At 38.8% G+C, this 26,389-nt stretch carries 22 protein-coding genes; all 22 read left to right on the plus strand.

All coding sequences use genetic code 11. The annotated features are described in order from the left end of the window. Window positions 1-22: 22 nt before the first annotated feature. Window positions 23-1,090 carry a threonine synthase gene (locus EVJ48_06595; protein RZV38631.1) on the plus strand — a complete coding sequence of 356 codons (1,068 nt, stop codon included), beginning with the start codon at window positions 23-25 and terminating at the stop codon, window positions 1,088-1,090. A 352-nt stretch (window positions 1,091-1,442) separates the two neighbouring features. Beyond that, the gene (locus tag EVJ48_06600) at window positions 1,443-2,681 is read left to right on the plus strand and encodes a cofactor-independent phosphoglycerate mutase (protein ID RZV38632.1); all 1,239 of its coding nucleotides are present in this window, start codon (window positions 1,443-1,445) and stop codon (window positions 2,679-2,681) included. A gap of 279 nt (window positions 2,682-2,960) precedes the next feature. Then, window positions 2,961-3,596, plus strand: a complete 636-nt coding sequence (locus tag EVJ48_06605; GenBank protein RZV38633.1) for a carbonic anhydrase — start codon at window positions 2,961-2,963, stop codon at window positions 3,594-3,596. A 122-nt stretch (window positions 3,597-3,718) separates the two neighbouring features. Continuing rightward, entirely contained in the window at window positions 3,719-4,978 is a 1,260-nt protein-coding gene (locus EVJ48_06610) for an NADP-dependent isocitrate dehydrogenase (protein ID RZV38634.1), read from the plus strand. 68 nt (window positions 4,979-5,046) lie between these two features. Next, entirely contained in the window at window positions 5,047-5,454 is a 408-nt protein-coding gene (locus EVJ48_06615) for an OsmC family peroxiredoxin (GenBank protein RZV38635.1), read from the plus strand. Between the two features lie 44 nt (window positions 5,455-5,498). Beyond that, window positions 5,499-6,917: an acetyl-CoA carboxylase biotin carboxylase subunit gene (gene accC / locus EVJ48_06620; protein ID RZV38636.1), complete on the plus strand. Its 1,419-nt coding sequence runs from the start codon at window positions 5,499-5,501 to the stop codon at window positions 6,915-6,917. 18 nt (window positions 6,918-6,935) lie between these two features. Next, the gene (locus tag EVJ48_06625) at window positions 6,936-8,849 is read left to right on the plus strand and encodes a pyruvate carboxylase subunit B (protein ID RZV38637.1); all 1,914 of its coding nucleotides are present in this window, start codon (window positions 6,936-6,938) and stop codon (window positions 8,847-8,849) included. Between the two features lie 72 nt (window positions 8,850-8,921). Beyond that, window positions 8,922-10,163, plus strand: a complete 1,242-nt coding sequence (locus EVJ48_06630) for a succinate--CoA ligase subunit beta (protein ID RZV38638.1) — start codon at window positions 8,922-8,924, stop codon at window positions 10,161-10,163. A gap of 90 nt (window positions 10,164-10,253) precedes the next feature. After that, the gene (locus EVJ48_06635; protein RZV38639.1) at window positions 10,254-11,252 is read left to right on the plus strand and encodes a succinyl-CoA synthetase subunit alpha; all 999 of its coding nucleotides are present in this window, start codon (window positions 10,254-10,256) and stop codon (window positions 11,250-11,252) included. Between the two features lie 164 nt (window positions 11,253-11,416). Continuing rightward, the gene (locus EVJ48_06640; GenBank protein ID RZV38640.1) at window positions 11,417-12,211 is read left to right on the plus strand and encodes a citryl-CoA lyase; all 795 of its coding nucleotides are present in this window, start codon (window positions 11,417-11,419) and stop codon (window positions 12,209-12,211) included. A gap of 157 nt (window positions 12,212-12,368) precedes the next feature. Continuing rightward, window positions 12,369-13,325, plus strand: coding sequence for a class II fructose-bisphosphatase (glpX, locus tag EVJ48_06645; GenBank protein RZV38641.1), 957 nt, complete (start codon window positions 12,369-12,371; stop codon window positions 13,323-13,325). 13 nt (window positions 13,326-13,338) lie between these two features. Continuing rightward, window positions 13,339-14,256 (plus strand): NAD-dependent epimerase/dehydratase family protein, encoded by a 918-nt coding sequence (locus tag EVJ48_06650; GenBank protein ID RZV38642.1) that lies wholly within the window; start codon window positions 13,339-13,341, stop codon window positions 14,254-14,256. A 527-nt stretch (window positions 14,257-14,783) separates the two neighbouring features. After that, window positions 14,784-15,227 carry a division/cell wall cluster transcriptional repressor MraZ gene (mraZ, locus tag EVJ48_06655; protein RZV38643.1) on the plus strand — a complete coding sequence of 148 codons (444 nt, stop codon included), beginning with the start codon at window positions 14,784-14,786 and terminating at the stop codon, window positions 15,225-15,227. Window positions 15,228-15,332: 105 nt separating this feature from the next. Then, window positions 15,333-16,448 (plus strand): 16S rRNA (cytosine(1402)-N(4))-methyltransferase, encoded by a 1,116-nt coding sequence (gene rsmH / locus EVJ48_06660; GenBank protein ID RZV38644.1) that lies wholly within the window; start codon window positions 15,333-15,335, stop codon window positions 16,446-16,448. Continuing rightward, the gene (locus tag EVJ48_06665; protein ID RZV38645.1) at window positions 16,438-16,707 is read left to right on the plus strand and encodes a hypothetical protein; all 270 of its coding nucleotides are present in this window, start codon (window positions 16,438-16,440) and stop codon (window positions 16,705-16,707) included. The genes rsmH and EVJ48_06665 overlap by 11 nt, the downstream gene beginning before the upstream one ends. Then, the gene (locus tag EVJ48_06670; protein ID RZV38646.1) at window positions 16,700-18,712 is read left to right on the plus strand and encodes a hypothetical protein; all 2,013 of its coding nucleotides are present in this window, start codon (window positions 16,700-16,702) and stop codon (window positions 18,710-18,712) included. The genes EVJ48_06665 and EVJ48_06670 overlap by 8 nt, the downstream gene beginning before the upstream one ends. Window positions 18,713-18,846: 134 nt before the next feature. Beyond that, a complete protein-coding gene (locus EVJ48_06675) occupies window positions 18,847-20,478 on the plus strand; it encodes a UDP-N-acetylmuramoyl-L-alanyl-D-glutamate--2,6-diaminopimelate ligase (GenBank protein ID RZV38647.1) in 1,632 nt (543 codons plus the stop codon). Further along, window positions 20,462-21,982, plus strand: coding sequence for a UDP-N-acetylmuramoyl-tripeptide--D-alanyl-D-alanine ligase (locus EVJ48_06680; protein RZV38648.1), 1,521 nt, complete (start codon window positions 20,462-20,464; stop codon window positions 21,980-21,982). Before EVJ48_06675 ends, EVJ48_06680 begins: the two co-directional genes overlap by 17 nt. Beyond that, window positions 21,976-23,031, plus strand: coding sequence for a phospho-N-acetylmuramoyl-pentapeptide-transferase (locus tag EVJ48_06685; GenBank protein ID RZV38649.1), 1,056 nt, complete (start codon window positions 21,976-21,978; stop codon window positions 23,029-23,031). Before EVJ48_06680 ends, EVJ48_06685 begins: the two co-directional genes overlap by 7 nt. Further along, complete coding sequence (gene murD / locus EVJ48_06690; protein ID RZV38650.1) at window positions 23,031-24,467, plus strand: UDP-N-acetylmuramoyl-L-alanine--D-glutamate ligase; 1,437 nt, start codon at window positions 23,031-23,033, stop codon at window positions 24,465-24,467. Before EVJ48_06685 ends, murD begins: the two co-directional genes overlap by 1 nt. Beyond that, window positions 24,464-25,597: a putative lipid II flippase FtsW gene (gene ftsW, locus EVJ48_06695; GenBank protein ID RZV38651.1), complete on the plus strand. Its 1,134-nt coding sequence runs from the start codon at window positions 24,464-24,466 to the stop codon at window positions 25,595-25,597. Before murD ends, ftsW begins: the two co-directional genes overlap by 4 nt. Then, the coding region (locus EVJ48_06700) for a hypothetical protein (GenBank protein ID RZV38652.1) at window positions 25,594-26,389 on the plus strand (796 nt) is incomplete at its 3' end. The genes ftsW and EVJ48_06700, both read left to right, overlap by 4 nt.

Consider the following 26,389-nt stretch of genomic DNA (forward strand, 5'->3'; position numbering starts at 1 on the left):
AAAAAGACTGACGGAGGGAAGTTTGGTATTTAAAGGATACGAAGGAGTAATAAAAAGATATCGCGAATTTTTACCCGAAATTGACGAAAAATATATAATTACTATAAACGAAGGAAATACTCCGCTTATAAAAGCCCGCAATCTATGCGGGATAATAAATCCCGATATAGAAATATATTTTAAATACGAGGGTTTGAATCCGACAGGCTCTTTTAAAGACAGAGGGATGACTATGGCTGTATCAAAAGCCGTGTCTGACGGCTCCAAAGCCGTAATATGCGCTTCCACCGGAAATACTTCCGCCTCCGCTTCGGCTTATGCGGCTAGGGCGGGAATAAAATCTTTCGTTTTAATACCCGAAGGCAAAATAGCTACGGGTAAGCTGTCTCAGGCTTTAGTCCACGGAGCGTTAGTCATGCAAATTCAGGGAAATTTTGACGACGCTTTGGTAATTACGCGCGAGATAGCAAAAGATTACGACGTTACTTTGGTTAATTCCGTTAATCCGTTCAGACTAGAAGGGCAGAAGACCGCAAGTTTTGAAATAGCGGACGAACTCGGTACCGCGCCGGATTACCATATTCTGCCCGTAGGAAACGCCGGAAATATAACTGCATACTGGAAAGGATACAAAGAATATCTCGCCGCAGGCAAAATAAAAAAACTTCCAAAAATGCTCGGTTTTCAGGCAGAAGGCGCCGCTCCCATAGTTTTAAACCATATAGTAAAGGAACCGCACACCGTTGCGACTGCGATAAGAATAGGCAATCCCGCAAGCTGGCAGAAAGCTGTAGAAGCAAAAGAAGAGTCGGGCGGATTAATAGAATCGGTAAGCGATGAAGATATATTAAAGGCTTATGCTTTGCTGGCGGCAAGCGAAGGAGTTTTTTGCGAGCCTGCTTCGGCGATTACCCTTGCCGGATTAATCAAACTTAACGGACGCGGATTTTTTGAAAAAGGTTCGGTCTGCGTTTTGACTCTTACCGGCCACGGGCTTAAAGACCCCGGCAACGCCATAAAGGTTTCCAAAGAACCCGTCGTCGTTCCTTGCGATAAAAACTCGGTACTAAAAGCTATGGGCATAAAATAGATACAGTGCCGGAATTCAATTCTGGCCCTGTCACAAAATAGATAAATGGATAAAGGGACAGAATTCAATTCTGTCCCCGTCACAAAATGGATAGTCACAAAATGGAAATTGCCGGTGTGAAAAAGTGTCAGGGGGAAAAGGTGTCAGATTTTATTTTTTTTGCATACTAAACAGTCAATTAACATAAAAAGTTATTTGCAAAAAAAAATTAATCTGACACCTTTTCCGGAATCTGACACATGACACCTTTTCCGGAATCGAAACAATATAATTTAATTGACTTTTTATCTTTTTAGGCACCGCCAAAGCATACGGCGACCACAAATTGAAAAAGGAGGATTTATTTAATTAGATGAATAAACATAAATACGTTATTTTATGCCCCGACGGCATGGCCGATACCCCGTTATCCGAACTCGGCGGCAAGACGCCCCTTGAGTACGCTAAAACGCCGAATATGGATTCCGTGGCGGCAAGAGGAGTTACCGGTTTAATGAAAACTATTCCGGACGGATGTCTTCCCGGCAGTGATATAGGTTCTATGTCGATACTCGGATATGATCCTTTAAATTATTATACCGGAAGGTCGCCTCTCGAAGCCGCAAGCATGGGCGTCGAACTCGGCAAAGACGACGTTGCGTTCAGGCTTAATCTAGTAAATATACTTGAGAAAAACGGCAAAAAATATATGCACGACTATTCCGGCGGACATATTACCACTGAAGAGGCAAAGCAGATTATTGAAACTTTTCGGAAAGAACTCGGCGGCGACAGGTTCCGTTTTTACCCCGGCGTCAGCTACAGGCATCTTCTCGTAGTCAAAAATATAGACATAAACGGTCTTCAAACGGTTGCGCCGCATGACATTCCCGATTTGCAGATAGACGAATATATTCCTCACGGCACGGCTTCAAGTTCCGAAATAGTCGAAATAATGAAAAAAGCAGAAAAAATATTAGAAAATCACGAAGTAAACAAAAAAAGAATCGCCGCAGGTAAATTGCCGGCAAATTCAATTTGGCTCTGGGGACAGGGATATAAACCTTCCATGCCGACCATGAAAGAAGCTTACGGACTTGAAGGTTCGGTTATTTCCGCCGTAGATTTGGTAAAAGGTATAGGAAAATATGCCGGACTTAAAGTTATAGACGTTCCAGGCGCTACCGGATATTTGGATACCAATTATGCAGGTAAAGTAGAATACGGGATGAAATCTTTAAATGGCGGAGATTTTGTTTATATTCACGTAGAAGCGACCGACGAAGCTTCACATGAAGGAAAAATAGATTTAAAACTTAAAGCTATAGAAGATTTCGACAAATTTATCGCCGGAGGAGTGCTTGAAGGACTTAAGAAATTCGGCGATTATACGGTAATGATTTTGCCGGACCATTACAATCAGGTTAAATTAAAAAAGCATACTCCGGAACCGGTGCCGTTCTGCGGTTTTTCTACTAAAACGGAAAAACAGGCGGCAGATAAATACTCATCCGTTAATTATTCCGAAACGTTAGCGCAAAACAGCGGTTTATTTTTTGACTCCGGTTCTAAACTGTTTAAATATTTTTTAAACGATTTTAACCGGCAATAAAAATATATAAACTAAAAAGAGGTGAGGAAAAAGGTGTCAGATTAATTTTACGCAACAATCTGATGTTAATTGCTACTTTTCGTAAACGTAAAATAAAATCTTACGCTTTTTTCTTAAACGTTTTTCCAATCGTTAGAACATATTATAGAGGTTTTTTGTTCTATTGCATGATTAAAGTTTTTATTTTTGCTTGATTTTAAAAAAATGTTTTATTATAATAAGAACTAATTTTTTATAATAATTCGTTTTAAAATCAATAATAAATAATAGGTCGCAGTTATGGCAAGTTTATTTGACGGAGTTATCGATTTCAATAATAACGAGTATAAAAAATACAGCGAACTATTTAAGAAAATAGCGGATGGACAGAGTCCGCACACGCTTTTTATCGGATGTTCCGATTCCAGAGTTGTTCCCACCTTAATAACTAAGTCTCTCCCCGGCGAACTTTTCGTCGTCAGAAATATAGCAAATTTAGTGCCTCCATATAGAAACGTAGCCGAATATCTTGCGACGACTTCGGCTATAGAATATGCAATAAATGTTTTAAAAGTCAGTAATATAGTAGTATGCGGACATTCAAACTGCGGAGGATGCAGGGCTCTATATATGTCTGACCAGGATTTAAAACATATTCCGCATACAAAAAAATGGCTTGAGCTTGCAGGCAGCGCAAAAAAAATAGTATCCGAACACATCAGGAAAGCGGGCGAAAACGGCGAAAAATTTACGGAAAAACAGATAGCGGCGCTTACCGAAAGGGAAAATATAAAAGAACAGCTTAAACACCTTAATTCTTATCCTTATATTAAAGAAAATAAAGATATAAATATATACGGATGGCATTACGATATAGAAACCGGAGATGTTTATAACTATTCGTTCGGCGGAGATATTTTTGAAAAAATAAATTAATGTTTTTATTTTTTTTGCTTGATTTTAAAAAAATGTTTTATTATAATCAATGCCATCATATTTTTTAATCCGTTTAATTTAATAATTAATTAAAATAACGATAATTTTAAAAGGAATATATAATGAAAAACGAAAACGTTTTTTTATGGGACGGTAAAATAAACATACCTAAAGACGGCAAATTTATAACATTAAAAAGCGACCATAGCTTAGAAGTGCCTAATAATCCTATAATACCTTTTATAAGCGGAGACGGCATAGGTCCGGAGATTACTCCCGTAATGCTTAACGTAGTAAATGCCGCAATGAAAAAAGCTTACGGAGATTCAAAAAAAATATACTGGGTAGAAGCAGTCGCAGGAGACAAAGCAGAATCTAACGGTTTGGAAAGAATGCCCGCGGAGACTTTAGAAATACTTAAACGCAGCGTGGTTTCCATAAAAGGTCCGCTCGGAACTCCGGTAGGCAAACCCGGAAAATCTTTAAATTCGATATTAAGGCAGTCTATGGATTTTTATTCTGCTATCAGGCCTGTTTATTATCTCGGTCAGCCTACGCCTATTCCCGACCCTGAAAGAGTGGACGTTACTATTTTCAGGGAAAATTCCGACGACGTATATATGGCTATAGAATATATGGCAGGTTGCGAAGGCGCAAAAAAGGTGCGCAATTTCTTTATTAAAGAAATGGGGGTCAAAGAAGACGCAATACCTGAAGATGCAGGAATCACTATAAAGCCCATGAGCGAATTTAAGACTAAAAGGCACGTAAAAAAGGCTTTCAGATATGCTATAGATAACGGTAAAAAATCTATAGCCGTTGCAGGTAAGGGTAATATAATGAAAGCTACCGAAGGCGCATTTTTAAACTGGGCGTTCGAAGTAGCAAAAGAAGACGAATTTAAAGATAAAATTTCAACGGAAGCAGGTGCGACCGGAAAAATAAAATTATCCAAAGTTATTACCGACCAGATGCTTATGCAGTTGGTTTTAAATCCGAATGCATACGACGTTATTATTACGCAAAATTTAAACGGCGATTATATTTCCGACCTTGCTTCGGCGTTAGTCGGCGGACCGGGTTTCGTGCCTAGCGGTAATATCGGCGATGGCTACGCTCTTTTTGAAAGCACGCACGGCGTAGGCATGGATATCGCAGGCAAGGGGATAGCGAACCCGCTTTCTATTACTCTTTCAGGAGCTATGATGCTTGAATATATAGGTTTTAACGAAGCTGCAAAGCTTGTTTACGATGCCGTGAAAAGAACTATTTATCAGGGCAACGGCACGAGGGATATTTACACAGGTTTTGAAAAATTGGACAAAAAAGCCGTTGAACTAAGCACCGTAGAGTTTGGTCAACATATAATAAAAGAGATTTAAAAATACAGAATAAATATAATTTAAAACGATAATTTAAAATAAGATTTTAAATCAATTCCGGAGGCTATATGAAATTAACCGTTAAACAAAAAGAAGATTTTCATTTTGTCGGCAAGAGCGAATCCGGCGAAATTAATATAGATGCGGCAGGATACGTCGGCGGCAAGGGAAGGGGAATAAGACCTCCAGAGTTATTCTTATATTCTATTGCAGGCTGCATGGGAATACATGCATACGAAGCGCTTCATAAAATGGGCAAACATGTAGAAGACGTAATTGTCGATACCGACAGTGAAAGAAGGGAAGAAAAACCGAAGGTATTCACGAAAATAATGTTAAGCTTTACAGTAAAAGGCAAAGGAATAACCGAAGAAGACGTTAAAAAAGCCGTAGAAGAAGCTCTTACCAGTTCCTGCAGCATTGCTTATTTAGTAAACAAAGCTTGCCCTATAACCTACAGCATTAAACTTGGTTAGTATCCAAGTGAACCGAATTAATCTGACGGAGGATTTTTAAAATAATGTTTAATAAAATTTTAGTAGCGAACAGGGGCGAAATAGCCTGCAGAATAATAAGGGCGTCGAAAGAGCTCGGCATACCCACTGCGGCTATTTTTTCCGACGTAGAACCGACAGCGCGGCACGTAAAAATGGCCGACGAAGCTTATATGATAGGCGCAAACCCTCTCGATACTTATCTTAACTATCAGCTTATAATAGACCTTGCAAAATCTATAGGAGCGGACGCAATTCATCCAGGTTACGGATTTCTTGCCGAAAACGAAGATTTTGCAAAAGCCGCCGAAGACAATAATATTAATTTTATCGGACCTTCGTCGGAAGTTATAAGGCTTATGGGCGATAAAGCAAGGTCGAAAGAAATTATGAAAAAAGCCGGCGTTATTACCGTTCCTGGCAGCGACGGCATATTAAAATCTGCCGAAGAAGCACTTGAAATAGCGGAAAAAATAGGTTATCCCGTTCTTCTTAAGGCTACCGCTGGCGGAGGAGGCAGAGGAATAAGGTTATGCCGCAATGCCGGAGAAGTAAAGACCAATTATGAAAACGCTTACGCTGAAGCGCTTAAAGCATTCGGCAACGGAGAACTGCTTTTAGAAAAGTTTATCGAAAATCCGAAACATATCGAGTTCCAAATTCTCGGCGATAAATTCGGCAACGTAGTTCATCTTGGCGAAAGAGACTGTTCTATTCAGAGAAAAAATCAAAAAATGATAGAAATAGCGCCGTCTATGGTTTTAACCGAAGAAAAACGTAAATTTTACGGCGATGCCGCTGTTAAGGCATGCAGGGATATAGGCTATTACAGCGCAGGCACCATGGAATTCGTTTCCGATTTGTCGGGTAATATATATTTTATAGAAATGAACACGAGGGTTCAGGTAGAACATCCCGTTACCGAAAGCATTACCGGATTCGACATAGTTAAAGAGCAGATTAAAATCGCCGCCGGCAATAAATTATCAATAAAACAGGAAGACGTCAAGCTAAAGGGATTTGCCATAGAATGCAGAATAAATGCGGAAGACCCGAAAAACGATTTTCGTCCGAGCATCGGCACTATAGAACGCTATTACGTTCCAGGAGGCAACGGTATAAGAATAGAAAGCGCGGCATCGGTAGGCTTTGAAGTAACTCCTTATTACGATTCTATGATCGGCAAATTAATCTGCTGGGGCAATACGTTTGAAGAAGCTATAAGCAGAACTTATGAAGCATTAGAAACTTACGAAATTAAAGGCATTAAAACGACGATACCTATTATAAAAAAGATAATTAAAAAAGATAATTTTAAAACTGGACTTTTTTCCACTAATTATTTAAAAGAAAATCCGGATGTTTTTGAATATGAAGTGCAGAGAGATAAAGAAGATTTTGTAGCTTTTATTAGCGCCGCCTTGTCGGCGTATCACGGTTTATAGTCTATAACGGAGGAATAAATGAAAAATATCGAAACTATGTTGCAAGAAGGCTCGATAGAAATCGCAAAGCCTAAAAAGATTTTAATTACCGATTTAACCGCAAGGGACGGACAGCAGTGTAAGCTGGCGACGAGGGTTACGACTGACGATTTGCTTCCTTTATGCGAAAAAATGGATAAAGCAGGACTTTACGCTTTCGAGGCATGGGGCGGAGCGACGTACGACGTCTGCCTAAGATACTTAAAAGAAGACCCGTGGGAAAGGCTCAGAAGAATTAAAGCCGTGATGCCGAATACAAAAATACAGATGCTGTTTAGAGGACAGAGCATAGTGGGCTATAGACCTAGAGCCGACAAGGTGGTTTACAAGTTTGTCGAAAAAGCCCTTAAAAACGGTATTACCGTTTTCAGGGTGTTCGACTCTTTAAACGATAACCGCAATATCGAAGTCGCATGCAAGGTTATTAAGGAACTCGGCGGAGAATGTCATGCGGAAATAAGCTATACCAAAAGCCCCGTTCATACATACGAAAAATGGATGCAATACGCAGACGAACTTTTAGAAATAGCGCCTGACTGGATTTCCTTTAAAGACGCTACCGGTATAATAATGCCGTTAGATACTTACAACATAATAAAAGGAATGAAAGAAAAAGTTGGAGACAAAATAAAAATTTTGTTTCACAATCACGATATGAGCGGAACAGCCATAATGAATCATATGATGGCGATATATGCCGGCGTGGACATGCTGGATACGGTTCTTTCTCCTCTTGCTTTCGGTTCTTCGCATCCGGCTACGGAAAGCGTAGTCGCCGCGCTTCAAGGCACGCCTTACGATACGGGCATAGATTTAAAAATCTTGGAGGAAGCAGCAGCTTTAACCGGAATTATAAGGAAAAATTATAAAAAATACGAAACTGAATACGGCGGAGTCAACGCAAAAGTTCTTATCCATAAAATACCCGGCGGTATGATTTCAAATATGACGGCTCAGTTAAAAGAGGCTAACGCTATCGATAAAATGGAAGAGGTTCTTAAAGAAACTCCGAACGTCGAAAAAGACCTTGGTTACCCCCCACTTTTAACACCTTCGTCTCAAATAGTCGGCGTTCAGGCTGTTTTAAACGTTATATCCGGCGAAAGATACAAGATGATAACGAAAGAGGTAAGAGATTATATAGAAGGCAAATACGGCACGCCTCCGGGACCGGTGTCTAAAGATCTTGTCGAAAAAATTATGGGACCAGGCGGCAAACCGGATTATTCAAAGCGTCCAAGCGACAGCGCAGACGTAAACGAATGGGATAAGGCGGTTAAAGAACTCGGTTCGCTTGCAAAATCCGACGAGGATATTCTTCTTTACGTCTTGTTCCCGCTTCAGGCTATGGAATTTTTGAAAGCAAGGGAAAACGGAGAGTTAGAAACGCCGGAAGTGACGCCGGGTACCGAAGACATGATAGAAACCCGCGCAGGAGTTATCGAAAATACGGCGCCGGTGGAGTTTGACGTTACATATCACGGCGATAAATTTAACGTAAAAATTGAAGGCGTAACTCCAAATCAGGAAGAAGGCAAACCCAGAAAATATTATGTAAGGGTAGGCGGTAAATTAGAAGAAATACAGCTTTTTCCCAAAGTAGAAGCGGTAATCGGCGGAAAAGCCGGCGGTTCTAAGACCTCCGCGGGAGGCGCATCTAACGGTAAAAGAGGTATCGAAGCAGGAGACGTTACTCCTCCTATGCCGGGCAAAGTTGCTAAGATATTAGTAAAAGAGGGAGATAAAGTAACGAAAGGACAGACCGTCGCTATGGTCGAAGCCATGAAAATGGAAAATGAAATACACGCCGCGGCAGATGGTACGGTTAAAGCGATTTACGTTAAAGTAGGCGATAATATTACGCCGGACGATCCGCTGTTAAATATAGGATAAGAGGATAAAGTGCGACCGCTGCTGAATTCAATTCCGCAGTGTAATATATTAATTAATTTATCGAGGTTTTATATGAAGCTTTACGAATACGAAACTTATGATACCATATTTAAAAAGTACGGCGTACCTACGCCTAAATATTTAGTAGTTCAGCATCCCGGTCAGAATGTAACCGATTTTGTAGAGCAGTACGGCGATGTAGTCATTAAATCGCAGGTTCTGGTAGGCAAAAGAGGCAAAGCCGGCGCAGTAAAATTTGCAAAAAACGGCGACGAAGCAAACGAACATGTTCAGGCTTTAATGGAAGCCGAAGTTTACGGCGAAAAACCGGTAAGCGTAATCCTTCAGGAAAAAGCCTCTATAATTAAGGAATTATATGTAAGTTTTACATATTCTTCAAAACCGAGGCGTCCAGTATTCGTAGTTTCCCTTGAAGGCGGAATGGACGTCGAAGAGCAGGACCCTTCTAAAATATTTACTTTTGAAATAAATCCGCTCGAAGGGCTGTTTCCTTATAAAGTAAGGGAATATCTTATTGAAATAGGACTTGAGGACAAGCCTGTATTGAGGCAAATGTCCGAAGTCATAGCCAATATGTATAAAGGATTCTGGAATTCGGAAGCAAGACTGCTTGAGGTTAATCCTTTAATAATAGCTGGAGACAAGGCAAATCCCGATAAGCAGAAAGTTTTTGCCATCGATGCCGTAACCATGATAGACGACGATGCCAGAATAGCGCCTTCAAAAATATATACGGCAAGAGGCGCTATGGGAAGGCCTCTGACGGAAAGAGAGAAAGCGGCGCATTTGATAGACAGGGACGACCACAGGGGAAAAGCAGGTTCATATGTAGAATTAGACGGCAATATAGGAATGATGACTTTTGGAGGCGGCGGCTCTACCATTACGGCCGAAACAGTTTTTGCGCTTGGAATGAAGCCTGCTAATTTGACGGATATAGGCGGAAATCCTCCCGCAGAAAAAATGAATAAAATTTCAAAAATAATACTTTCTAAGCCGGGTTTAAAAGCCGTTCTAGTATGCGGAGGCACGGCAAGTAATACAAGAATAGACGTAACGATAGGCGAAGGATTGGTATCGGCAATAGAAGAAATGAAGAAAGAAGGGACATTTCCGGAAGGTTTGATTTGGATGGTAAGAAGAAGCGGGCCTGAATATCAGAAAGGTTTAAAAATGCTTTACGAATGTTTCCAGAAAAATAACATCGAAGGCGTAATATACGATTCGGAACTTCCGCTGACCGAAGCGCCGGAAAAATTATATGAAATTTTAAAATCTAAAAATTTAATATAACGGCTTAATATAATTTTATTTTATATTATTTATTTAAATTGCATAAAAAATAATTTAGTTCGTTAAAATAATTGATTGGAGATTATTTATATGAAAGGCACTAAATTTTTAAACGACGGAACAGGAGTTATAGTAATAGGTATTACCGGAAGAGAGGCTTCTCAAGTCGTTATCGAATCGGAAAAATTATTCCCCGGCATAGTAAAATGCGGAGTAACGCCGGGTAAAGGCGGTACCGTGCTTACGGACGACTGTCCTGTACCCGTTTTCGATACCGTAAAAGAAGCTCTTAAAGCTAAAGATTTAAAAAATTCGGTTAATACCGGACTTGTTTACGTTCCGCCGACGTCCGTTTTGGATGCCGTCTATGAACTTATAGACAACGGCATTAAACTTATATATATAATTACCGAACATGTGCCCATCAGGGATTCTATAATAATATACGAATTTGCCAAAGAAAAAGGCGTTACTATAGTAGGAGGAACTTCACTGGGCTGTTACGTTCCTTCGGTAGGCAGGATAGGGGCGATAGGCGGAAAAGACCCGAGCATCGCATTCAAGGACGGCTCTATTGTCGTACTTTCAAAAAGCGGCGGACTTACCGTTACGACCTCCGAGATGTTTAAAAGAAGAGGCTTCGGAATTTATATGGCGCTTGCCGTAGGCGGAGACGTTATTGCCTGTACTACTTTTGCGGATGTCCTGCCGGAACTGGAAAAAGACAAAAACGTCCAGGCATGCGTTATAATGGGCGAACCCGGCGGCGTTTATGAGGAGCAGGTCGCCGAACTCGTGGATAAAGGCGGATATACTAAGCCGTTGGCGGTATTCGTAGCAGGCGTTTTTCAGGAGATGATGCCGGAAGGCGTATCTTTCGGTCATGCGGGAGCTATAGTAGAAAGAGGTATGGGAAAAGCTACCAACAAGATGAAACTGCTTGAAGAAGTCGGCAAAAAAACCGGAACAATCAAGGTCGCCAAATTTTATCACGAATTAGTCAACTCGATTATTTCCCTGGGAGTAAAAAGAGATTTTGAAGACGGTTCTTCCGACGACGTAAAACCGCTTTACAGCACTTTAAAATAAATTTTTATAGAATTTATAATTTCACTCCCTTAGTTTCTTCAATGTATTTGTCGAAACTAAGGGAAATTTAATTTTGGAATCAAGCCGACTTAAACTTAACTTAGCATAACATAATATAAATTTAAATATTAAAAATAATTTTTAAAATAAGGAGCGATGATTTTATGTCCGAAACCGTTTCTCAAAAAGAGTGGAGAACCGCAATTACGTCCAATCAGGACGGCAAAATTCTTATAAGGGGTTACAATCTCGACAGCCTGATAGGGAATAAATCTTATGCGGAAGTCTGTTTTCTGCTTTTAAAAGGCGAACTTCCAAATCAAAACGAAGCTAAAATGCTTGACGCAATTTTCGTTTCCTGCATAGATGCCGGCATAGCCGCTCCATCGTCAGTTGCCGCAAGGACCGTATTTTCGGGAGGGAATTCGCTTAATGCCGCCGTGGCGGCCGGAGTATTGACTCTCGGCGATGCGCACGGAGGAGCAATAGAAAAAGCCGCTAAAATGTTTCAGGACTATTTAAAAGGCAAGGACGGACTTAAAGAATCCGAAATAAAAGAAATGGCGGCAAACATAGTCGACGATGCGCTCAAAAATAAAAAGAGACTAGCAGGTTACGGGCATAAGCTTCATACCGTCGACCCCAGGACGAAAAGACTTTTAGAGGTAGCCAAAGATTTAAATTTCGGGGGCGATTTTATTAAGTTAGCCGTTTATATAGCCGACGAATTTAAAATTAAAAAACCGGAGCAGAAGCTTCCTCTTAACGTCGACGGCTGTATCGCCGCAATAATTTCCGATATGGGTTTCGATTACAGGCTCGGCAAAGGCTTTTTTATTATCGCCCGTTCCGCCGGACTCGTCGGACAGGTTTTCGAGGAATGGATGAGGGAAAAACCCTTCAGGAGATTAGCCGCAAACCTCCACGAATACGACGGAGTGCCGGAACGCAAGCTATAAAAACAGCTAAAAAGACGTTTAAAATTGAAATATATAGATAAACATAGTATAATTTTTTATAGTTACGTGAGGCAAAAATGTCTTTTAAGAATTTACCGTTTAATTTTTTAAAACATTACAAACTTTAATCGTAAATATAACATAAGGGAGGGGTAGTATGGACGATAAAGCGTTGACTATAGAATTTGTCAGGGTTACGGAGCATGCCGCAATATCTGTTGCAAGGTTTATAGGAAGGGGCGACGAAAAAGCGGCCGATAGGGCGGCCGTCGAATCCATGAGGGACTCCCTTAATTACATAGATATAGACGGCACTATCGTTATAGGCGAAGGCGAAAGGGACGAAGCTCCGATGCTTTATATAGGGGAAAAAGTCGGCAACGGTAAAGGACAGAAGGTCGATATAGCCGTCGATCCTTTAGAAGGAACTACCTTAGCGGCTACAAGCGCGCCTAACGCTATTGCGGTTATGGCTATAGGCGACCACGGAAACTTTCTTCACGCTCCGGATACTTACATGCAGAAAATAGCCGTCGGTCCTAAAGCAAAAGGTGCAATAGACATTAATCTTTCGTCTACCGAAAATCTTCACAGGATAGCGGATGTTATGAACAGGTATGTCGAAGACCTTACCGTCATAATCCTTAACCGCGAAAGACATAAAGAATTAATAGAAGAAGTCAGAAAAGCGGGAGCAAGAATTCGTCTTATCCAGGACGGCGACGTTGCCGGAGCTATAGCTACCGCTAAAGAAGACTCCGGAATAGACGTTCTTATGGGCATCGGAGGCGCACCCGAAGGAGTTCTCGGCGCTGCGGCATTACGATGCGTCGGAGGCGATATGCAGGGCAGGCTTGCTTTCAGGAATGAAGACGAAAAAGAGCGCGCGCTTAAAATGGGTATAAAAGATTTAAATAAAGTTTACGGCATACAGGAACTTGCGGCAGGAGACGTGATATTCGTAGCAACAGGCGTGACTAACGGCGATTATTTGAACGGAGTGGAATTTTTTCACGGAGGCGCGAAAACGCATTCCGTAGTCATGAGGTCTAAAACCGGAACTATAAGATATATAGAAGCTAATCACTATTTTAATTACAAAGAAATAAAATAACGCGGAGTATTTTATGAAAGTTTTTATTACCGGCGGTACAGGTTTCGTAGGTTCGGTCGTATCCGAAAAAATTAAATCGTCCGGCGCTTTCGTCACGCTTTTAGAGCGCAATAAAAATAAGATTCCCAGTTTAAAGGAACAGGGATACGAAGTTTTTGAAGGGACGCTCGAAGATAAAGCCGCAGTCAACGGCTTTTTATCCGCAAATAAATTTGACGCCGTAATAAATCTTATAGGCATAATTAGAAGCTTACCCGGTTTTTCCTTTCAAAAAGTTCACGTAGATTATGTAAATACCTTATTGGACTTGGCGAAGGAAAACGGCATAGGCAGGTTTATACATATGAGCGCTCTAGGCGCATCCGAAAATAGCGATTCGGAGTACTTTTCGACAAAGTACGAAGGCGAATCGCTCGTCAAAAATTCCGGTTTAAAATGGACGGTTTTCCGTCCTTCTTTGATATTCGGAAACAACGCCGGTTTTTTCGACGATATAATCGACTTGATAAAAACAAGAGCATTTGTTCCGATAATAGGAACCGGCGAAAATAAATTTGCGCCGATAGACGTCTTTTCCATAGCTGAAGCGTATAATAATTCTTTATATAACGAAAAAACAGTAAACGAAGTTTTCCGCTTATGCGGTCCCGATATTTACAAATTCGAGGAAATTATAGACTTAATTATGGAAATTTCCCCGCCAAAAAAACTAAAAATTCATACTCCTTCGTTCATTGCGGAAAAATCTCTCGGCTTTATCGAAAAATTATCCGCGTCTTTATCCAAAAACGCCCCCGTAACTTCCGACCAGATTAGAATGCTGAAGCACGACAATATCTGCGAAACAGACGATGAATCGCAAAAAAACGACGAAATATTAGGATTAAAAAGGACGCACTTAAAGGAATGGTTGGAAGTATATCTTTCTTAGCGAAAAAGGCGTCACGAAAAAGAAAAAGGGGTCAGATTTATTCACTCCAGCGGGCATAAAAGCTTCGCTTTTATAAACGCCCGCCTCCGTATCTTTACTCCCGACTGCGTTTGATGGTTTAGCGAGGTAATAATCGCGTTGTCGAAAAAGGTGTCAGATTAATTTTACGCAATATCTTTTATCGTTAATTGTTCATTTTAGTATGCGTAAAACAAAATCTGACACCTTTTTCTTTTCATAAACGCTCCCGTATTCTCAATTCCGACTTTAAAAAAAAGGAAAAAAAGGTGTGACAAAAAAGGCAAAAAAAGGGTCAGATTTATTTATTCCCCAACCCCCGACTGCGTTTGATAGCAAGTATAACCTCCTTTAAAATAGATATTTTAAAAAATATTTTTAAATTTACTTGACTTTTAATAAAATGAATAATATTATTTAAGTGTGGTAAAAAGTGGTAAAAAGTGGTAAAAGATTAATTATATTAATTTAATTTAATTTATTTTAATATCTATTCTCAATATATCATTATGTTTAGCGGCAGATATAACCATGCGATAGACGATAAGGGCAGAATAAAGGTGCCTCAAAAGATAAAAGAGGCGTTAGCGTCGGTTTATAACGATACGTCCGTGGTAATTACCAATCTCGATAAATGCCTTGTCGCATACCCGCTTGAGGAATGGCGCAAGTTAGAGGAAAAGGCGCTTAAACTTCCGTCTATGCAAAAAGACGTGCTGGAATTTTTAAGGTATTTTTTCTCTGGAGCGGAGGAAGTAGAACTCGATAAAATGGACAGGATACACATTCCGCAATCGCTTAAATTAAGCGGAAATTTAAATAAAGAAGCGGTTATCGTAGGGATAATAAACAGATTTGAAATATGGGACAGAGATTTATGGGATGCTAATTTTCAAGGTGCGAAGTCAAATTTTGAGTCTATTGCCGCTACTATGGCACAGATAGGATTCTAACTAAATTCCGATAATATTAAAATAAATGGCATTAAGGATACTAACTATATGAGTTGTTAATAATATAAATAAATAATATAAATGATATAAATAAGATAAAATATTATGGAAATATTTTCCGGAAAAAAAAGCGGCGGCGGCGTTGATATAGACGGCACAGGCGAATATGTGCGTAAGGCGCAACCTCAACCTCAGTCTAAAGCCGTGCAGTCTGCAGTCCATATACCGGTGCTTTTAAAAGAAGCTATGGACGCTTTAAACATACGACGCGGCAATGTTTACGTCGACGGAACTTTAGGCGGCGGCGGATTTTCGGAAGCAATACTGAAAAAACTCGACGGCGAAGGTTTTCTTATCGGAATAGACAGGGATTTTTCGGCGGTTAAAAATGTTTCGTCTAAATTTGAAACGGAATTTAATAATAAAAATTTTAAACTTTTTCATTCAAATTTCGACAAAATAGACGAAGTAATAAAAACGGCCGGTTTTGCAAGCATAGACGGAGTAGTTCTCGACCTGGGCATCAGTTCGATACAGCTTGAAAGCAACAGGGGGTTTAGCTTTACTTTTAACAATGAAGCCTCCGTAGATGTATCTATGGCAACCTCCGAAGAAAACGGCGAAAAGAAGGATGCCGAAGCGAGCCTATCCAGCCTATCTAGTCTATCCAGCCTATCGAAACTATCGAGCTTAGATATGAGGATGGATGCAGGCGACGAAAGGGGATTAACGGCTTACGACATAATAAACGGCTATTCTGAGCGGGAAATAGCCGACATTATATATAAATACGGCGACGAAAAATTTTCAAGAAGGATAGCAAAAAGCATAATAGAATATAGAAAGAAAAATAAATCTATAGAAACCCCTTATGAATTAGCCGAAATAATAAGGAAAGCGGTTTACAAAGGATACGGAAAATTTAAAAGATTCAAGACCGATCCCGCAACGAAAACGTTTATGGCTTTGAGAATTTTTGTAAACGAAGAATACGATTCTCTTTCGCTTTTTCTATCTAAACTTGACGGCATTTTAAAAAAAGACGGAAGAGCGGTTATAATTTCTTTTCACTCAGGCGAAGACAGGATTGTTAAAAATTTTTTAAAAAATAATTTAAATTTTAAACCTTTAAATAAAAAACCTATAGTTCCGACGGAAGAAGAAATAGAAAATAATCCCAGATCGAGGAGCGCTAAATTGAGGGCATTTTATCGTGACTAAGATAAAACCTTATTTTATAATTTTAGTTATAATACTTACCATTCTTGGAATTTTTTACGTATGGACGACTATGGAAAGCATTAAGTTGGGTTATGATATTACAAAACTTAATGACATTAAATCAAAATTAGAACACAAGCATAAAAAACTATTAATTAAAAAAACGGCTTTAAGTTCACCGTCCAGAATTTACGGTATTGCAAAAAAAATGGGTTTTATTTATCCGAAAGAGGGCGAAATTATAATGGTGCATGATTAGAGTATGGAAAACCACTTTAAAACTGAGAATGATTATCGGTTTTATGGTAATATCGATTTTTGCTGTTTTGCTTATATTTAGGGCATTTGACATCCAGATAATCGAGGGGGGCAGATTAAGCAAACTTGCAGATGCGCAATTTCAGACAAGCGTATATTTTACGCCTGAACGCGGCAATATTTATTCGACTGACGGCAGTATACTTGCCGCAAGCGTAAATATTCCCGGAGTTGCGGTAGATCCGTTAATAGTAAAGCATAAACTTAAAAGCGCCGAAATGCTCTCAAAAGTAATAGGTTTAAAATATGATAAAATAATTAAAATATTGACGCAAAATCTTCAATTTGCATGGATAAAAAGGAGAGTTTCCGCAAAAACGGCAAAAAAAGTCGAGAAGCTAGGAATAGAAGGAATAATTATAGTAAAACAGCCGGTCAGGTATTATCCTAACGGCACATTGCTTGCTCATGTTTTGGGGTTTGTAGGAATAAACGATAACGGTTTATCAGGCATAGAGTATAAATACAATAAATATTTAAAAGGCAATAAAAAATCGTTAAAGGTTCTTCAGGACGGTTTGGGGCAGTATATATTTATAAGAGGTTTTGGTCTCAAAAAGGCTACCCACGGAGATAATATTTATTTGACTATAAATAAACAACTTCAATTTATTACGCAGTACTATTTAGACAAGGAGGCAAAAGCTGCCGATTCTAAAGGAGCTTTTGCGATATTAATGGATCCTAATACAGGCGCTATTCTTGCTATGGCGGATTATCCTGCGTTTAACCCAAATTATTACTGGAAATATCCTGCGAGATACTGGAGAAACAGGGCAGTGACAGATGATTTCGAGCCTGGTTCCACGATGAAGCCGTTTATAATATCGGGAGCTTTGCAGGACGGAATAATAAAGCCCGATACTATAATAAACGGACACCATGGAGCCTATTATATAGACGGAATAACAGTTCATGACGTCGAAGACTGGTTCGGCAAACTTACTATAAATCAATTAATAGAATATTCCTGCAATGTATGCGCCTGTCAGGTAGGAATGAAAATGGGAAAAGAAAGAGTTTGGCATTGGCTTAAAAGATGGGGATTACGATCCGTGCCTCATGCAGGTTTGCTTGGAGAAAATGCCGGAATCGACAGAAACGTAAGCAAATGGTCGGAAGTCGGTCCATGCGAAGAGGCTTTCGGGCAAGGAGCTGCTATAAACGGACTTCAGGAAATCACGGCTCTTTCGGCAATTGCAAACGGCGGTTTTTTATTGAAGCCTTATATTATTAAAAAAATAGTTAATCCATACGGAAAGGTTATATTCAGGGCAAAACCTCATGAAATAAGAAGAGTTATAAATTCAAAAACCGACAAAGAAATTAAATATATGATGCGTTTAGTCGTTAAAGGAGGAACGGGTCAGTATGCAAAACTTATAGATTTTAAGGTTTGCGGTAAAACAGGAACGGGTCAGGTCGACAATCCTAAGACAGGAACGTATTTTAAAAACAAATATACCGCTTCTTTTATGGCTTTCGTTCCCTATAAACATCCTGTTCTTGCAATGCTCGTGGTACAGCAGGAGCCTTCTAAGATAAGTTATTACGGCGGAGCGGTCAGCGCTCCCGTAGTCCGCGACGTATTTAAAACCGCTTTGAATATATTAAACGTTTATCCCGGCGGCAAAGCATATAAAAAGCAGTTAAAAGCCGGAAACTCTTATAACGGTAATAATAAATTAAAGAAAATAACTGAAAATTTAAAAAATAAAAGTTTTAAACATAAAAAAAAGTATAATGCAAGCAATTCCGAAACAATGCCGGATTTAAAAGGCGATACGATTTATGAAGCATTAAACGCATTAAGTAATTTCGAGAGACTTTCTATAAAAATATACGGAAGCGGATATTTATATTATCAAAGCATTAAACCCGGAACATATATTGCTACAGGCAGCGGCGTAAATTCTGCGGTTTTAAAATTTAAGCCAAAAAATTAAGGCTATACCATTTTGCAAAAAACGGAGAAAAAAAATCAAACAAAATCAGTTTTAAAACCGAAAAAGAAAAATTTAACGTCGGTTTCGGCGTTAAAATTAAGTAAAAAAGTTAAAAAATAAGTTAAATAAGTTATATGAAGATAGAAAATATTATAAAAAACAACGATTTTATAGAATACATTAGCGGCAGAACGGATACTGATATTTTATGCATATCTAACGATTCTAGAAAAATTAAGAGAGGATGTCTATTTGCAGCAAGAAAAGGCGTTAGCGTTAATTCAAACATTTTTGCAAAAGATGCTTTGTCTGAAGGCGCCGTAGCCGTATTGACGGATGATGCAGAAACTGCCGAAAAACTTAAAAACGAAAAAAATATTACGGTAATTTTTGCAAAAGATGCTCTTAAGGCATATGCGGTAATGTCTAAAAATTTTTTCGGCAATTCCGGAGATAAGTTAAATCTTATCGGGGTCACGGGAACAAACGGAAAAACCACCACTACGTTTCTTATAAAATCTATTTTAAACGCCGCGGGAAACAAAACCGGTTTAATCGGCACTATCGATTATGAAATCGGAGAAGACAAAAAAGAATCTAAAAACACTACCCCCGATGTTTACGAACTTAACGAAATGTTTGCCGAAACCGTACGCTTGGGCGGTTCTGCATGCGTTATGGAAGTTTCTTCCCACAGTTTAGACCAGGGAAGGGTTTACGGAACGCCGTTCGACGCCGCAGTTTTTACTAATTTAACGCGGGATCATTTAGATTATCATAAAGATATGGAGTCCTATTATAAAGCAAAAAAGAAACTGTTTTCCGAAGTATTGACGGACAGTTCCAAAGCTAAAAAATATGCAATTATAAACGGCGACGATCCATACGGCAAAAAACTTATCGATGAGCTTAAACCGCTGTTTGCTTTAAAATCCGCAACCGATATCGATATTATTACATACGGGTTAAATAAGGGGTCGAATGTTTCCTGCGAGAACATAGATTATTCTATGGACGGATTAAAATTCGACGCCGTTATAAAAATGAAAGGCCGTAACGAAAAAATTCTAAAAAATATACATTCGCCGCTTATAGGTTCTTATAACCTTTATAATATACTTGCTGCCGTTTCCGTTGCACATGCTCTTTCCGTTCCCGACAAATTTATAATTTCAGGCATAGAATCGCTTTTGAACGTTTCTGGAAGACTCGAAAAGATAGATACCGGCGTTCCGTCTTCTCCTTTGGTATGTATAGACTATGCGCATACCGACGACGCATTAAAAAGAGTTCTTGGCACTTTAAAAGATATTTCCAAGGGAAAGCTGATAAGCGTTTTTGGATGCGGCGGCGACAGAGATAAAGGTAAAAGGCCGCTTATGGGCAGACATTCCACCGATATTGCCGATATAAGCATAATAACGTCGGACAATCCCAGAAGCGAGGATCCGCAGGCTATTATAGAAGAAATAAAATCCGGCGTTACAAACGCATCGTACGTCGATAAGAAAGACCCCGACGCTTTAATTAATTTTAAAAAGTCTGCCGAGCATGAAAGACATGCTTATACTATAGAAGAAGACAGGTCGGAAGCCATAAAATTAGCTCTTTATATAGCGGGAGCGGACGATACGGTCGTTATAGCCGGCAAAGGTCATGAAGATTATATGATAGTAAAAGACGCCAAGTTTCATTTCAGCGATAAGGAAGAGGTATTAAAATATTATAAAAATAAAAAAAGTAAAAAAAATGAAAATACAATATAACTTAACTTTAGACGATATTTTAAGCGCAACGGACGGCAAATTAATCATTGCAGGCGACGGTACCGGACCGCTGGTTTTTAACGAAATTTTTACCGATTCAAGGGATGATTTCGGCAGAAACGCAATATTTATAGCGTTAAAAGGCAAAAATTTCAAAGGAGAAGACTTCGTCGAAGCCGTTTTTAAAAAAGGCGGCTATTGCGCTTTGGTTTCATGGGATTTTTTAGAAAACAACGATATATCTAAATACGGCGATAAAATTATTATAGCAACTTCAGACCCGGTTTCTTCTTTGGGAGATATTGCCAAATTATATCTTAGTAAATTTAATTTAAAGAAAAAAATCGCTTTAACCGGCTCCTGCGGAAAAACGACCACTAAAGAGATTGTTTATGCAATTTTTTCTACAGTTTTCGGCGCAGAAAAAATTCTTAAAAATGATTATAATTATAATAACTTAATAGGAGTTCCAAAGGCTATCCTAAGGCTTAACGACAAAGTCGATTATCTTATTCTTGAAATAGGAACCAACAAAAAAGGAGAGATAAAAAGGCTTTCCGAAATTATATCGCCGGATATCGGCGCTATTACGAATATAGGGAAGTCCCACCTCGAAGAGTTTAAAAATACGGAAGGCGTGTTCATGGAAAAATCTGAACTTGCCCTGAGCCTTAAAAACGCAGGTTTCCTAGTTCTTAACGCAGACGATGCAATACCGCCCGCAAAATACAAGGATAAAATAAAAGAAGGAGTCGATATCGTTTCTTTCGGGTTTGGAAAACTAAATGCCCAAAATGTCCAAAATGCCCAAAGTTCTCAAAGCGACGGCATTCCCGATGTTTTATGCGAAAGCGCGGTTTCAAACGAAAAGACTGGTAAAACAACCTTAAACGTTTTATTTAAAGGGAAAAAATACGTTATAGAAGTTAATTTTAGCGGAAAACATTTAATTTACGATTTTTTATGTGCTTTTTCCATTGCTTCGGCATGCGGCATAGCTCCAGAAACATATATTAATTCGGATGCTTTTAAAAATTTTATTATTCCTCACGGAAGAATGGAGATAATTCGTATAACCGACGATACTGGCGAATGGACTTTGATTAACGACGCATATAATTCAAACCCCGATTCTCTTAAAGCCGCACTGGATTTTATAAGAACGGATTATTCCCAAAACAAAAAAATATTAGTTCTTGGAGATATGCTTGAACTTGGCGATTCCGCTCCTGAAGAGCACGTTAAAGCTGGCCGCGAAATTAGCGGTTTAGCCGATTTTATTTTTTATAAAGGAGATTATTCCGATTTTATTACGAAAGGACTGGAAGAAAAAAAATTTTCCGGAAATTTTTTTTTAATAAAAGACGACGAAACTTTTAAAAACGATTTTAAAAAATTAGACAAAAATAACGCCGTAGTACTCCTTAAAGGTTCGAGAGGCATGAAGCTTGAAGAGTATTTTAAAGAAGAAACGAATAAAAAGGTCGAATCATCTGTATGCTGAGTTTAAATGCGGATTTTTTTAAATATATTACTTTTAGGTCTTCATACGCCATTATACTGTCGCTGATATTATCGATAGCTTTCGGTAAAATATTTATTAATGCATTGAAAAAAATGAAGATAGGGCAGGTAGTCCGCGAAGACGGACCAAAATCGCATATAAACGAAAAGAAAGACGTTCCGACAATGGGCGGACTTTTAATTTTATTCAGCGTCCTAGTTCCGGTTTTACTGCTTACAAAACTTAACAACTTTTATCTTTACATGGGCGTTTTAACGCTTTTATCGTTTGCTATGATAGGGTTTGCGGACGATTTTTTAAAAATCAGGGGGCATTCTTCAAAGGGACTTAGAGGCAAATATAAATTTTCTATTCAAACTTTAATAGCCGTATGCATTTCTACCGCCCTTTATTTTCACGACGAATCTCTTGGAACTGTAATAATTCCGTTTGTTAAGGACTATTATTTAAATTTCGGCGTTTATTTTATAATTTTTTCGGCATTTATAATAGTCGGTTCTTCCAACGCAGTTAATTTAACCGACGGTCTCGACGGTTTGGCCATAGGGGTTTTTGCCATAGCCATAGCCGGATATCTTATATTTTCGTATGCGGCGTCGAATTACAAATTTGCGGACTATCTGCATATACCTTATATAAAAAACATAGGAGGAGTCGTAATATTATGCGCTTCTTTATTCGGCGCTTCTATAGGTTTTTTATGGTTCAATTCTTATCCAGCTTCGGTTTTTATGGGAGATGCAGGCTCAATACCTTTGGGCGCTATATTAGGTTACGTCGCAATAGTTTCTCGGCAGGAAATTTTATTGATTATAATAGGATTTGTGTTCGTCATTGAGGCTTTAAGCGTCATTTTTCAGGTCGGCTCTTATAAGCTTAGAAAAAAAAGGATATTCAAAATGGCGCCTATACATCATCATTTTGAAATAGAAGGCGTTCCCGAATCGAAAATAGTAATAAGGCTGTGGATAGTTTCCCTGATATTGACTATATTTGCACTGTCAACTCTTAAATTGAGGATTTTTTAATGTCTGATTTAATTTTAGGTTTCGGTAAAACAGGCGCTGCCGTTTACGAATATATTAAGAGCAGAAAAAAGTACGCAGAAAAAGAAAGGCTATTTATATACGACGATACCTCCGAAAATGCGGGCGGCATAGACGTTCAAGACGGAAACGTTATATTTTTTAATAAGCAAAACGAAGAAATACTTTTAGGCAGATATTTTAAAGATATAGAAAAATGCATCGTAAGTCCCGGAATACCCAGAGACCATCAAATTATTTTAAAATTAAAAAGAGCAAATATTCCAGTCTTAAGCGAAATTGAATTTGCGTATAATAATATTAATAATATTCAAAAAGATAAAAATGCAAAAATTATAGCTATTACCGGAACAAACGGCAAGACTACATCGGTTACCCTGTGTAAAAGCGCGATAGAAGCGGCTGGTTTAAGCGGAAAAACTTTCGTAGGAGGCAATCTGGGAGTACCTTTTATATCCGGCATAGACGATTACGAAGATTTTATTTTAGAGATATCCAGTTTTCAGCTTGAATGGATTTACGATTTTAAACCCGATATCGCCGTGCTTCTTAACGTAGAAGACGATCATATGGACAGATATCTTAATTTTGACGAATACAGGCTTACTAAATATAAAATGTTTAAAAATCTTAGATATAACGATGTCGCCGTATTAAATGGGGAAGATTATAATTCGTCTATTTTAAAAGGCGTTGTCGGCTCAAATACCGTTTTATACGGATTTGAAGAAGATAAATGCGACGTTTTTTATAAAGACGGCTTTATTAATCTGCGGCTTAAAGATTTATTGGGGTTTAACGCCGAAATTTCCTTAAAAGACGTTGCGGATAAAAGAAAATTCGTCATAGAAGACATGATGGCCGCCGCCTGTTCTCTGGCTCTGTATGGAATTTCTCCAGACGTTATAAAAAAAGCTTTCGACGGCTACCGCCTCTTAAAACACAGGGTTGAATGCATCGGCAGTATAGATAACGTATATTTTTACGACGATTCAAAAGCTACTAATCCGGCGGCTGTAATAAGCGCGCTTAATTCGTTCGGCGCTTTAAGCGAAGACGGCGTTAAAACGGATATAGTCCTTATACTCGGCGGGAAAGACAAGGGATTTAATTACGAGAGCATCGTAGAACCCGTAAAAAGAAGCGTAAAAGCGTGCGTTTTAATGGGAGAAACTAAAGAAGTCCTGGAAAAAACGCTGAAAGGACGCGTAGAATATATGCTTGCCGGCGATATGGAAGACGCAGTCGTTAAATCTTTTAATTATTTAAAAGATACGGTTAAAAACGGCGCTTCTGGAACGGTTTTACTGTCCCCGGCATCTTCTAGTTTCGATATGTTTAAAGATTACGGCGAGAGAGGGGACGTATTTAAAAAATGTTTCGAGAAATTAAAAAATAATTTTTATGAAAAATTATGATTAACTACGGAAAAGTTTTTATTAGAAAATACGATACGGCGTTGTTTCTTACGGTCATACTGTTAATATCGCTCGGCTTAGTTATGGTTTATTCTACAAGCGCGATGATTTCTATAGTTCAGTACGGCGTAAGTTATCACTTTATTTTAAGGCAGGGAATATATGTTGCGTTGTCCGGATTAGCCGTATGGTTTTTAATGCGCAACGACTACCATATGCTTAAATCTTTTTATAAAATTATTTTATTTATAATAATAGTTTTAATGTTTTTAGTATTCGTTCCCCATATCGGAATAGATGCCGGAGGTTCAAGGAGATGGATAAATTTAAGGTTTTTTAGCATACAGCCCTCAGAATTTTTAAAAATTTTTTTTATAGTGTATTTAGCTAATTTTTTGGAAAAGAGAAAAGACGATCTTGATAAAAATCCGTATTCGTTTATTTTTATAGGTCCTTTTATATTTTTGGGATTTTTAGACTTGCTGCTCTTAAAAGAACCCGATTTTGGAACAAGTTCGATGATGTTTTTTATAACTTTTATAATGCTTTATGCAGGCGGCGTATCGCTGTTTTACCTGTTAGCGGTTGCCGCACTCGGCGGAATCGCCGCATATTTTTTAATATTTACCGTGGCATACAGAAGGGACAGGATACTTGCTTTTCTTCATCCTTGGCACGATAAGACGGGTATAGGTTTTCAAATAATACAATCTTTGTTTGCTTTTGCGCGGGGCGGTTTATACGGGGTAGGACTCGGAAACGGAAAAGAAAAACTTTTCTTTCTTCCGACACCTTATTCGGATTTTATATTTTCTACGGTAGGCGAAGAACTTGGGTTTATAGGCGTATTAGTGTTTATACTGCTTTATCTTATTCTTGCATACAGGGGATTAAAAGTGGCGATAAACGCGCCCGACCTTTTTGGAACTTATCTTGCATACGGCATTACGTGCTTGATTGCTCTAAGCGCATTTATAAATATCGGCGTAGTTCTGGGCGCTCTGCCTACGAAAGGGCTTGCTCTTCCGTTTATCAGCTACGGCGGCAGTTCTATGTTTGCTACGTGCATAGGCATAGGGATTTTACTTAATATATCTTCTCAGAGCATTAAAGGGAAAAATATTCGATGAACATAGTAATTGCCGGCGGAGGAACCGGAGGACATATGTTTCCGGGCGTTGCGGTCTATGAAAAGTTAAAAGCGTTAGACGAAAAAGCGGATATTTATTTTATAGGAACGGAGAGAGGAATAGAAAATAAGGTTAAAGACGTTTACGGCTTCAGGCTGTTGACGATAAACGTTACGGGGTTTTCGGGAAAAAATTTTATGAATAAATTAAAATCTTTAAAAAATGCTGTTTATGCGGCGAAAACCGTGAATGCAATTTATAAAAATATAAAACCCGATTACGTTTTAGGGCTTGGGGGCTATATATCTTTAGTTCCTCTTGTCGTCGCAAGGTTAAGAAAAATAAAGTGCGGAGTTATGGAGCAGAACGTCGAACCAGGACTTGCAAATAAAATTCTTGCCCTTCTCGGAATAACGGTATTTGCTTCATTTGAAGAAACCAAACGGCGAATCAGTTTCGGCACGGTTATTACGGCTGGCAATCCGGTAAGGGAAAAAATATTTAGATATGCTCTTTCGGAATCAAAAAAAGAAAAAGACTTTACCGCGGATAAAAAATTAAAAATATTCGTTTTCGGCGGCTCTCAGGGCGCTTCGTCCGTAAATAAGGCCGTTTTAAAGATGTTATCGGGAATGGACGATAATTTATTGCGCAATATAATCATATATCATCAAACCGGTTTGCGCGACGCCGAAACGGCAGAGAATTTTTATAAAAATAATTTAAAAACCGGCGGATATGAAGTTTTTCCCTTTACGGACAACATAGAAGATTATTACGGGTTAAGCGATA

The organism is Candidatus Acidulodesulfobacterium acidiphilum, assembly GCA_008534395.1.
Taxonomy (GTDB): domain Bacteria; phylum SZUA-79; class SZUA-79; order Acidulodesulfobacterales; family Acidulodesulfobacteraceae; genus Acidulodesulfobacterium_A; species Acidulodesulfobacterium_A acidiphilum.

What these genes read in the sequence shown, in the direction of transcription:
- EVJ48_06600 (RZV38632.1), top strand. Translation starts at nt 1,443, where the DNA reads ATGAATAAACATAAATACGTTATTTTATGCCCCGACGGCATGGCCGAT.
- EVJ48_06605 (RZV38633.1), top strand. Translation starts at nt 2,961, where the DNA reads ATGGCAAGTTTATTTGACGGAGTTATCGATTTCAATAATAACGAGTAT.
- EVJ48_06610 (RZV38634.1), top strand. Translation starts at nt 3,719, where the DNA reads ATGAAAAACGAAAACGTTTTTTTATGGGACGGTAAAATAAACATACCT.
- EVJ48_06615 (RZV38635.1), top strand. Translation starts at nt 5,047, where the DNA reads ATGAAATTAACCGTTAAACAAAAAGAAGATTTTCATTTTGTCGGCAAG.
- accC (RZV38636.1), top strand. Translation starts at nt 5,499, where the DNA reads ATGTTTAATAAAATTTTAGTAGCGAACAGGGGCGAAATAGCCTGCAGA.
- EVJ48_06625 (RZV38637.1), top strand. Translation starts at nt 6,936, where the DNA reads ATGAAAAATATCGAAACTATGTTGCAAGAAGGCTCGATAGAAATCGCA.
- EVJ48_06630 (RZV38638.1), top strand. Translation starts at nt 8,922, where the DNA reads ATGAAGCTTTACGAATACGAAACTTATGATACCATATTTAAAAAGTAC.
- EVJ48_06635 (RZV38639.1), top strand. Translation starts at nt 10,254, where the DNA reads ATGAAAGGCACTAAATTTTTAAACGACGGAACAGGAGTTATAGTAATA.
- EVJ48_06640 (RZV38640.1), top strand. Translation starts at nt 11,417, where the DNA reads ATGTCCGAAACCGTTTCTCAAAAAGAGTGGAGAACCGCAATTACGTCC.
- glpX (RZV38641.1), top strand. Translation starts at nt 12,369, where the DNA reads ATGGACGATAAAGCGTTGACTATAGAATTTGTCAGGGTTACGGAGCAT.
- EVJ48_06650 (RZV38642.1), top strand. Translation starts at nt 13,339, where the DNA reads ATGAAAGTTTTTATTACCGGCGGTACAGGTTTCGTAGGTTCGGTCGTA.
- mraZ (RZV38643.1), top strand. Translation starts at nt 14,784, where the DNA reads ATGTTTAGCGGCAGATATAACCATGCGATAGACGATAAGGGCAGAATA.
- rsmH (RZV38644.1), top strand. Translation starts at nt 15,333, where the DNA reads ATGGAAATATTTTCCGGAAAAAAAAGCGGCGGCGGCGTTGATATAGAC.
- EVJ48_06670 (RZV38646.1), top strand. Translation starts at nt 16,700, where the DNA reads ATGATTAGAGTATGGAAAACCACTTTAAAACTGAGAATGATTATCGGT.
- EVJ48_06675 (RZV38647.1), top strand. Translation starts at nt 18,847, where the DNA reads ATGAAGATAGAAAATATTATAAAAAACAACGATTTTATAGAATACATT.
- EVJ48_06680 (RZV38648.1), top strand. Translation starts at nt 20,462, where the DNA reads ATGAAAATACAATATAACTTAACTTTAGACGATATTTTAAGCGCAACG.
- EVJ48_06685 (RZV38649.1), top strand. Translation starts at nt 21,976, where the DNA reads ATGCTGAGTTTAAATGCGGATTTTTTTAAATATATTACTTTTAGGTCT.
- murD (RZV38650.1), top strand. Translation starts at nt 23,031, where the DNA reads ATGTCTGATTTAATTTTAGGTTTCGGTAAAACAGGCGCTGCCGTTTAC.
- ftsW (RZV38651.1), top strand. Translation starts at nt 24,464, where the DNA reads ATGATTAACTACGGAAAAGTTTTTATTAGAAAATACGATACGGCGTTG.